The organism is Flavobacterium sp. (assembly GCF_044369455.1).
Classification (GTDB): Bacteria; Bacteroidota; Bacteroidia; order Flavobacteriales; family Flavobacteriaceae; genus Flavobacterium.
The window spans coordinates 1-6,694 of the sequence record NZ_JBIPLW010000069.1 but is presented as its reverse complement, the minus strand read 5'-3'; the positions used below and the strand labels follow the sequence as shown (position 1 = coordinate 6,694).

Sequence of the window (6,694 nt, the reverse complement as noted above, 5' to 3'; positions counted from 1 at the left end):
TGCCATGTGGTTTACAGCCCCTTCTGGAGGCAATCCATTGGTAACTACCGCCTCACTTAGCACAGCTACTTATTATGTAGAACAAAGTAATTCGTTAACTATTGCCACTCTTGGCTCTGGGTTTTCTCTTCCTGTTGGCGTTGCCGTGCAAGCCGATGGAAAAATTCTGGTAGCAGATGCTTTTAATAATGCCATCAAACGCATTACAGATGCTGCTTTATCAAATAGAGTTGCGGTAAGTGTAACAGTCAATCCAAATATAACGCCAACATTTACAGCAGTTGCACCAATATGTTCAGGAGCGAGTTTGTCAGCATTGCCAACAACGTCTACTAATGGAATAACAGGAACCTGGTCGCCAGCATTAGATAATACAACTACAACAACGTATACCTTTACGCCAACAGCGGGTAGTTGTGCAACGACAACATTAACAATTACGGTTAATCCGAATGTAACGCCAACATTCACGGCAGTATCACCAATTTGTTCAGGAGCGAGTTTGTCAGCATTGCCAACGACATCGAATAATGGCATAACAGGAACCTGGTCGCCAGCATTAGATAATACCGCAACAACGACGTATACCTTTACACCAACAGCGGGCCAATGTGCCACGACTGCAACATTGACGATTACGGTTAATCCAAATATAACGCCAACATTCACAGCAGTTGCACCAATTTGTTCAGGAGCGAGTCTGTCAGCATTGCCAACGACGTCTATCGAAGGAATAACAGGAACCTGGTCGCCAGCATTAGATAATACAATTACAACAACGTATACTTTCACACCAACAGTGGGCCAGTGTGCTACTACCACTACTTTAATTATAACAGTAAATTCACCTGCAGCTAGCGCAGGAACCAATGGTACTTTAACAGTTTGTGCAGGAACAACCCCAACGAATTCTCAATTATTTGCAGCTTTAGGGGGTTCACCAGCGTCAGGCGGTTCATGGTCAAATGATGGTTTGGTATATACGTATACGCAAACAGGTACAGCACCATGTGGTAATAATACCGCTACGGTAACAGTAACAGAATCTGCTCAACCTATTTGGTATAGAGATTTTGACGGTGATACATTTGGTAATCCTTTAGATACTTCAAACGCTTGTACACAGCCATTAGGATATGTTTCAAATAATACGGATTGTAACGATAATAATGCAGCAATCAGACCAAATGCAACTGAAATATGCTACAACGGTATCGACGACAACTGTAATGGTTCTGTTAATGAAACTGCTTGTACAGTTCCTATCGTAAACATGACAGCAACTACGGCTACGTTAACTGTATTTACAAATGCAGTGGCAGCGTTACCGTATGCATTGTCACCGTATACGAATCTTAAGTACCGCTTTATCATTACTAAGATACAAACAGGGCAAGCAAACGAGGTTCAAGAGGTTACTTTACCAACGCGTTATGTAACGATTCCAGGACCGATGCGTTCGTATACGGCAACGTATACCATTAGAGCAGCAGCGGTTATCAATGATGAGGTATTGGTGTATCAAGGAAATACAATGACTGTAACGCCACCGGCTGTAGCTGCAATTACGTTGTCTACAGGTTCATGTGGTGCTACGTTAACTAGTTTGAATGGTACCATCTCTGCTAATGTAGGGTTGAATGCTACAGGATACATTTTCCGTATTCGAAAAGCAGCAGGAACAGATCCAGTAACAGGACCGTTCTTTACCTCACCTTCAGCAGGTCGTTTTATTAGTGCCAACACTTTTACAGGACTACCATTAGAGTATAATGGTGCATATAAAGTTTCTGTAGCGTATACATATTTAGATCCAGCTGATAACTCAACGCAAACCACAATTTTTGGAGCAGAATGTGATTTGTTCACATTACCTATTCCTAAAATCAATTTGGTGGCGCCAACATGTGGAACAGTAGAAACACCAGCTACAGTATCTTCGATGACTGCTACGGTAGCATCAGGATCAGCTGTTGGAGCTACAGGATACCAATTCCAAATTAGAGTAACAGGAGGCGCAACGTACTTCGCTACAGCGATAGTACCAACTCGTTATACACAACTGTCGTCGTTTGGAACTACCTTATCGTTCAATACGAATTATTCGATATCGGCTCAGTATTACACTCTAATTAACGGAGTGTCTACACCATCCGGATATGGAGCGGAATGTCATATTACCACACCAGCATTCCCAACAACACAGTTGGTTCAAACGCAATGTGGAAATGATTATACATTGGCACAACAATTAAACATTGTTCCTTATCAATTTTTCCCTCGATACAGAGTTAAGTTAGCACAACCTGATCCAGAGAATCCAGAAGATGAGTTGGTTGTAGCTACTAAAATAGTTGATTATTCGTACTTTAAATTGAGTGATTTCCCTGAGGTACAAGTAGGACAAACCTATTTTGTTGAAGTAGCAATTGAAATAAATGGCGTGTTTGGTGATTATGGAAATTCATGCGAAATTAATGCGGTAGCACCAGGAATTCCAAGAGTAGTTGCTCCGAAGTTTAAAGCTACGGCGTATCCAAACCCATTTGCGGATAACTTTATGTTGGATGTGAAAACAATCAGCCAATCAGTAGTAAACGTAAAAGTGTACGACATGTTGGGTAGATTGATTGAGCAAAGAGAGGTGAGAACAAATGATTTAGAAACGACAACAATTGGAGATCGATATCCAAGTGGCGTGTACAACGTAGTTGTAGCACAAGAGGATAATTTGGAAACCGTTAGAGTGGTTAAGAGATAAGCTTTAATTGACAATTGATAATCAAAACCGCTTCGTTTCCGAAGCGGTTTTTTTTGGTAGTGTGTTGTAATCTTGGCTCAAAGTCGGGGTAAGTGTAGACAATAAACGAGTGTAAATTTTAGGGCAACTAAAATAAATCAATAAACATCAAGATCACTCTTAATAAAATTGTCTAACTCTAGAACTGTACTAATTCCTATTTTTTTGTATAACCGATATTTTGCTTTTTTTACAGCATCTGCCGAAATAAATAAGATATCAGCAATTTCTTTAGAACTTAAACCCAATTTATGCAACATCAAAAGTCGGGTTTCTGCACTTGAAATCGAATTAATTTTAGAGGCAATATTAAGCTGAAAATTAGGATAAATAGAATTGAATATGATTTTAAATTCTTCCCAATTTCCTTTTTGGGAAAGATTATAATTTTTTAAGAATTCAATATTTTCACTACTATCGCTTGCTACTTCCAATTTTGAATCATTGTCATCATGTAATTGAGATTTAGAAAGTTGTAGCGCTCTAAAATGACTATTTTCATCTTTTATAAGTTGCAATTGATTTAAAAGTTGCATTTTTAACTCATCAATTTCTACTGCTTGCGTTTCGACTATTTTAGTAATTTCAGTTTTTTCTTTTTCAATTGAAACTACTTTTTTATATAAATACCAAACCAAGAAAAACAGCAAAACAAGAATTATTACTACTAAAATTATAGTCAAAATTTTTCTCAGTTTTTTTTCGTTTTCTTTTTTAGTCATTTCCTCTTCATAAATTTTTTTAGCGGCATTGATTTGCATTTCAGAAATCTTATTTTTGTTGACATGCGTTTGGTAGATAGAATCCAGTTGCACTAAATTTTTGTAGCTAGTGAGGGCTTTTTCAAAATTTTTAGTTGAAGAATAGTACAAATAATTGGCTTCTTCGTTTCGTTTTAAGGAAAATGAATCATCGGGTTTAATTTTAACAATAATGGCATTCAAGGAGTCTAAAAGTGTTTTGGCATGACCAAAATTGTTGCGTTTAAGTTCAATTTTAACCAATAAATTTAATGCCCCAACTGCATTTCCCCATAAATTTTCTTGAAAACACATGTTTTTATCCAAGTTGGCATTTTTAAAAGCCAAATCATATTGCTTTAGTTTATAAAAAGTTACAGCTTGATTGCCTTTTACGACAATGTTAAATATAAAATTTTGATGTTTCAAAGCAACATCTGAAGCCCTCTCAAAATATAAGTTTGATTTCTTTAGTTGGTTTAATTTTTGATAATTAATGGCAATAGCATTGAACGAAATCATGGAATCCATAGCACTTGAATTTCTCGTTTGTATCGCTTTGGTCAAATATTTTGTCGACAAAACTGGTTTATCCAAATCCCATAAAGCAAAACCTATGGTATGCAAAACACGCTGCATACTTAAATCGTTTTGTAATTCATTTTTTGATGCAAATTTTTCAGCATAGAAAAGAACTTGCAAAACTTCTAAATCGTTTTTAGAATTACCCAGGTATTGACCTAATTCAGATAAGCAGGAAAGGGCTGCAGAAAAGTCTTCTTCATTTTTAAAATCAGTGAATAGCTTTTCAAGTGATTGTTTGGCTATTACATTACTTGAAGAACTAAATCGTAATTTTTGAGTTTCTACTACTATTTGAATTCTCCGCAACAGTTTTTTGTTGTCATCTGCTAGTGCTCTTTCTCTGAAATGCGAACACAATTTAAAAACTGCCTTTTCATCATATCTTAATTGGTGTTGCTTTAAAAAATCCATGCACAGCTTATGTACCGCATCTAATCTTGTTTTTTTAGCTACATCATATAATGAATCAAGACTGCGCTCATATTTTTTGTCATTAAAAGATGCACTATTATATGGTTTTGGTTGTCCAATTACTTTAGAAGAAACAAATAATAAGAATAAGAAAAGGGTATTTTTAAGTTGCATTTTTTATAACTATTGCTGTTTGACCTATTTTTTCACTGTATAGCACTAAAAAATTAGAATACAAGAGGTGCTAAACTGATTTGTAAAGATATGATTTTTAGTTTATAATACTAATTTTTGGATTTGTCTACTCTCTTTACCTAATTTGTCTACTCTTATTTTCATCATTTGTCTACTCTTTTCACATAATTTGTCTACTCTATATCAAATTAGTTTACTGCACAATTCTATAATTTTGTTCCATCTTGAAATACAATCTAACATGAAATCACCATTAACAAGATGTTTGTTGCAAACAAACACCAATGAAGATAAGGTGATTCCATATGACCGATAAAAAACAATAATTATCAACATATGAAAAAAACAGTTTTGCTTTTAGGAAAACCGCTGCTCGAATTCTCCCGACCTCGTGTCGTACCGATTTCGATAAGCACTACCAGTATGCAGCAAAGCCAGATGGTTAAAATGAATTGCGTTCCGCAAATTTGTGACACTGAGCAAAGAGGGGGTTGTAACGTTAAGCAATTATATCTCAAAATAAAATAAAAACAATTTAATCACTAATTAATAATTATCAACATGAAAAAGTTAATTACAAAAACAAGAGTAGTTGTTATGCTCATTTGCTTATTAGCATTTTTAGGCACAACAACTGTAAATGCACAATGTCCTGCCAACACCTGGACCAGTCGAAACTCGGCAGCAGATAATGGATGGTATTCCGTATGCTACGGCAATGGTTTATTTGTGGCTGTGGCATATACTGGCACAGGCAATAGAGTAATGACCAGCCCCGATGGGATAAATTGGACCATCCGAAACTCGGCAGCAGATAGTGGATGGGTTTCCGTATGCTACGGGAATGGTTTATTTGTGGCTGTGGCATATACTGGCACAGGCAATAGAGTAATGACCAGCCCCGATGGTATTACCTGGACAAGTAGAACCCCAGCAGCAAATAATGATTGGTGGTCCGTAACCTTCGGCAATGGTTTATTTGTGGCTGTGGCTCAGACTGGCACAGGTAATAGAGTAATGACGAGCCCCGATGGGATTACTTGGACAAGCCGAACATCTGCAGCAAATAATGCTTGGTCTTCCGTATGCTACGGCAATGGTTTATTTGTGGCTGTGGCTGCTTTTGCAACAGGCAATGGAGTAATGACGAGCCCCGATGGGATTACTTGGACAAGTCGAATTCCAGCAACAAACAATGATTGGAGGTCCGTAACCTACGGCAATGGTCTTTTTGTGGCTGTAGCAAGTACTGGCACAGGCAATAGAGTAATGACGAGCCCCAATGGAATTACTTGGACAAGCCGAAATTCAGCAGTAGATAATAATTGGTATTCCGTATGCTACGGCAATGGGTTATTTGTGGCTGGTGCATATACTGGCACAGGCAATAGAGTAATGACCAGCCCCGATGGAATTACGTGGACAAGCAGAACCTCAGCAGCAGATAATAATTGGTATTCCATAACCTACGGCAATGGTGTATTTGTGGCTGTTTCGGATAATGGCACAGGCAATAGAGTAATGACCAGCACCCAACTAGTAACGCCAACATTCACGGCAGTTGCACCAATTTGTTCAGGAGCGAGTTTATCAGCGTTGCCAACGACATCGAACAATGGAATAACAGGAACCTGGTCGCCAGCGTTGAACAATACGCAAACAACGACGTATACCTTTACGCCAACAGCGGGTCAATGTGCAACGACTGCAACGTTAACGATAAATATTAATGCTACACCCCCCCCACCAACTGCAATTGCAACTCAAGTTTATACTGGTTCGGGTACAATTGCCAATTTAGCTGCGACTGGTTCAACGATCCAATGGTACGGTGCAGCAACGGCAGGAACAGTATTGCCAGCAACGACGAGTTTGGTTGATGGAGCCATTTATTATGCATCGCAAACTGTTTCTGGCTGCGAAAGTACAAGATTAGCAGTAAGGGTTAAAAAAATTAGCGAAG

At 37.9% G+C, this 6,694-nt stretch carries 3 protein-coding genes; 2 read left to right on the top strand and 1 reads right to left on the bottom strand.

All coding sequences use genetic code 11. The features are described 5' to 3' along the window. Positions 1-2,761 (top strand): MopE-related protein (locus ACIQ2L_RS14275; protein WP_396160012.1); only part of this gene is annotated, 2,761 nt, incomplete at its 5' end. A gap of 137 nt (positions 2,762-2,898) precedes the next feature. Here the strand turns inward: ACIQ2L_RS14275 and ACIQ2L_RS14270 are convergent. Beyond that, entirely contained in the window at positions 2,899-4,710 is a 1,812-nt protein-coding gene (locus ACIQ2L_RS14270) for a helix-turn-helix transcriptional regulator (protein ID WP_396160010.1), read from the bottom strand. Positions 4,711-5,292: 582 nt separating this feature from the next. Between ACIQ2L_RS14270 and ACIQ2L_RS14265 the strand changes: the two genes are divergently transcribed. After that, positions 5,293-6,694, top strand: a 1,402-nt coding sequence (locus tag ACIQ2L_RS14265; RefSeq protein WP_396160008.1) for a hypothetical protein, incomplete at its 3' end; no start/stop codon positions are given.

Excerpts from the sequence above, each read along its gene's own strand:
- ACIQ2L_RS14270 (WP_396160010.1), bottom strand. The coding sequence starts at position 4,710 with ATGCAACTTAAAAATACCCTTTTCTTATTCTTATTATTTGTTTCTTCT.